The sequence below is a fragment of the Microbacterium sp. 13-71-7 genome (assembly GCF_002257455.1).
Lineage (GTDB): Bacteria > Actinomycetota > Actinomycetes > Actinomycetales > Microbacteriaceae > Microbacterium.
In genome coordinates this window covers 1-3,294 of sequence record NZ_NCKN01000334.1, presented here as the reverse complement: position 1 = coordinate 3,294, position 3,294 = coordinate 1, and the positions used below count along the sequence as shown (strand labels likewise).

Annotated in this window: 1 protein-coding gene; it reads right to left on the bottom strand. The window is 67.2% G+C overall.

Going from position 1 to position 3,294, the window contains the following annotated elements:
* Positions 1 to 365: 365 nt before the first annotated feature.
* Entirely contained in the window at positions 366 to 3,221 is a 2,856-nt protein-coding gene (locus tag B7X32_RS19760) for a tape measure protein (protein ID WP_292723662.1), read from the bottom strand.
* Between the last annotated feature and the right edge of the window lie 73 nt (positions 3,222 to 3,294).

Below are 3,294 nucleotides of genomic sequence, written 5' to 3'. Positions count from 1 at the left end.
TATACCGTCCGCCCCTGCGGGTCGGTGCAGCGGTTGACGTGCTGCGCATGCGCGCATATTTGTGGCCGTTTCGTTGACACGCGTGACTAAGCGTACACCCCGTGTTTTCGGCCCAGAACTGGTTCGATCCCAGTATCGCGCACAGAGGAAAAGCCCCGGTCACGGGGCTTTTCTCGTATCCGGGAAAGTGCCCTGCACCGTATACGCACCGCATCGCCTCCCAGAGAGACGACGAAGCCCCCGCCACGATGAACGCGACAGGGGCTCAGCCGATACGAAGTAACGGCCTCAGTCTACGGGCCCGTCGGAGTCCAGGACGAGCATGACGAGGACCACGAACAGCACGAGTGCGAGAGCCGTGAAGATCACTTCGCACCGAGTTCCGCGAACCGGTCTTCGACCTCGATAGCGGCCTTGTAGGCGTCGGCGCCGTGGATCGCGATGGCGCCCGCTTCCACGTTGACGGTCGTACCGGCCGCAGCGGTGCCGCTCCGCGGGTCCGCGGGCGGCGCAGCCGGGCGGAACGGGTTGGCGGTCGTCGCGGCCGAGTCCACGTTGACGGTGTTCCGGAGCGGTTTCAGGACGTCGCTCACTTCGTTGTCCACGGTCATCCGCGCGGCGATGGGCTTCACCATGTTCAGCAGCGAGTCCGAGACGGTCGCCGCCATCTTGTCCACGCCCTTCACGTAGCCCGCCATCGTGTCTTGGCCGAAGCCCGCGAACAGGCGGCTGGGGCTGTGGATGCCGAGGAAGGACAGGAAGTTGCCGACGGCGTCCTGCGCGATCTGGAGCAGCGCCGCGCCGACGTCACCGGCCGCGGACATGAGGCCCTGCACGAGCCCGCCGATGAGATCGACGCCCGCGGAGACCAACTGCGGGACCATCGAGACGATGGCGGAGACCAACTGCGGCGCCATCGAGATCAGGGCGTTGAGGATCGCGGGGAGCGCCTGGGGGATGGACTGCACCAGCGAGATGAACAGTTGGATGCCCGCGTTGATCAGCGTGGGGATCATGCCGATCAGGGCGGAGACCAACTGCGGCAGGATCGCCACCACGGCGGAGATGATCTGCGGCAGCGCCTCGGCAAGCGCGGTCACCAGCGAGATGAACAGGTCGATGCCCGTGGTGATGAGTGTTGGGATCATGCCGAGCAGCGTCGAGACGAGGTCGGGGAGCAGGTTCACCACCGCGGTGATGATCTGGGGGATCGCGGTGACGATCGCTTGCACGAGCGAGAGGAACAACTGGAGCCCCGTCGTGATCAGCGTCGGGATCATCGAGACCAGCGAGGTGACCAACTGCGGGAGCATGGTCACGAGTTGCGTGATGATCAGCGGGATCGCCGTGACGAGAGCCGTCACCAGGCCGGTGAACAACTGGATCCCTGCCTGCACGACCACGGGGATCAGGCCGATGATGGCCGTGATCAACTGCGGGATGATCGTGAGCACGGCCTGGATGAGCATCGGGATGGCCGAGATGATCCCTTGGAGGACCATCGGCATCATCGTGGTGATCCCGGTCACCAGCCCGGTGATCATCTGGATCCCGGCCTGCGCGAGCATCGGGATGGCCGAGGTGAGCGCGCTGACGAGCACGGGGATGGCGCCGGTGACCGCGGCGACGATCTGGGGGATCATCGTCGTGAACGCCTGGACGACCATCGGCAGCACCGAGAGGATCCCGTTCACCAGGCCGGTGACCATGCCGACGCCCGCCTGAATCACCGCAGGCAGTGCGCCCGCGAGCGCGCCGATGATTGCGGGGATGGCGGATCCGATGGCGCCGACGAGCAGCGGCACCGCGGAGGTGATCGCGCCGACGACGTTGGGGATCAGCGTGGCGAACGCCGACACGATGCCAGGGAGGATCGACACCAGCGCGGTGATGACGCCGGGCAGGGCGCCGGTGAGTGTCGTGATGATGGCGGTGACCAGCGCGGTGACGCCGCTCACCAGGATCGGGATGTTGCCGACGAGGTTGGAGACCATCGCCGGGATCAGCGTGGCGACCGCGGAGACGACGCCGTTGACCAGGCCGGAGATCATGCCCGGGAGCGTGTTCACCAGCGCGGTGAATCCGGCGGTCAGCGTCTCCGGCTTCACCGCGGCGAGCGTCGCGCCGAGAGCAGCGAACGCGATCCCGAGCGGGCCGAGGGCGGCGCTGAGCGCGGTGATCGGCGAGAGCAGCGGTTGCAGGATGGGGCCGATCACCGCCATCTTGGACAGCGCTCCGGCGGCCATCACGCCGAGCACGGCGAGGAGCGGTGCGAGCGGTGCCAGCGCGGCGCCGAACGCCTGCACGCCGGAGAGCGAACCTGTGAGGTTGATCGAGTTCAGCGCGCGCCCGAACGCCGCGAACGCCGGGGCGACCTTCTGCCCGATGGCCTCGCCGATGGGCGTAGCCGCCTTGGTGAGTTCATCGAACAGGTGGATGACGGACGGCAGCACGCTTTTCAGTGCCTCGAAGATCGGCTTTTCGAGGGCGGCGCCCATGCGGCCCATCGCCGCGCCGATGTTGGAGAGCATGCCCTGGAAGGTCTGGCCCATCGCGAGCGCGGCGGGGCCCAGGGCGCCCTCTAGCGTCGTCTGGAAGGTCTGGAAGTCGATCTGTCCCGACGAGACCATCTTGGAGACGTCCTCGGTGGTCACGCCGAGTTGCTTGCTGAGCATCGAGAGGATCGGCACGCCGCGCTCGCCCAACTGCGCGACAACCTCGCCGGAGAGCTTGCCGGTGGCGGCCACCTTGCCGAAGATCTGGGTCATCTCGCTCATCGAGACGCCCGCGACGGAGGCGGTGGATCCGAGGATCGTGAGGGACCGCTGCATGCCGTCGAGCGGGATGCCCGCGGCGGCGAATTGGGCCGCCGCCGAGGCCGCTTCGCCGAGTCCGAACGATGTGCCTTTCACGGCTGCCGTGGCGGCGTTCATGATCGCCTTGACGTCCGCCGCGGAGTTGCCGAGGCCGACCAGCTTCGCCGTCGCTTGGTCGATGGCATCCAGGCGGCTGAATCCCTTGGCGAGGGACGTGCCGAGGATCCCGGCGACGGCGCTACCGGCGACGACAGCGGACGCGGCAAGGCCCTTGCCGAGAGCGGCACCGAGCGCGGCGCCGACGCCATCCATGCCGCCGGTGGCGGACTTCTTGACCTTGTCGGGGACTTCCGATGCATCCGCGTCTACCTCAATGGTGACGACGCCGACGACGTTTCCTGCCATGCGGGGGCTCTCTTTCAGAGATCAGCCCCGGCCCTTTCACCAGCAGGTCACTTCGTATGGTCCCGATCTTAAC

Coding starts and splice junctions, on each gene's coding strand:
- B7X32_RS19760 (WP_292723662.1), bottom strand. CDS start 3,221: ATGGCAGGAAACGTCGTCGGCGTCGTCACCATTGAGGTAGACGCGGAT.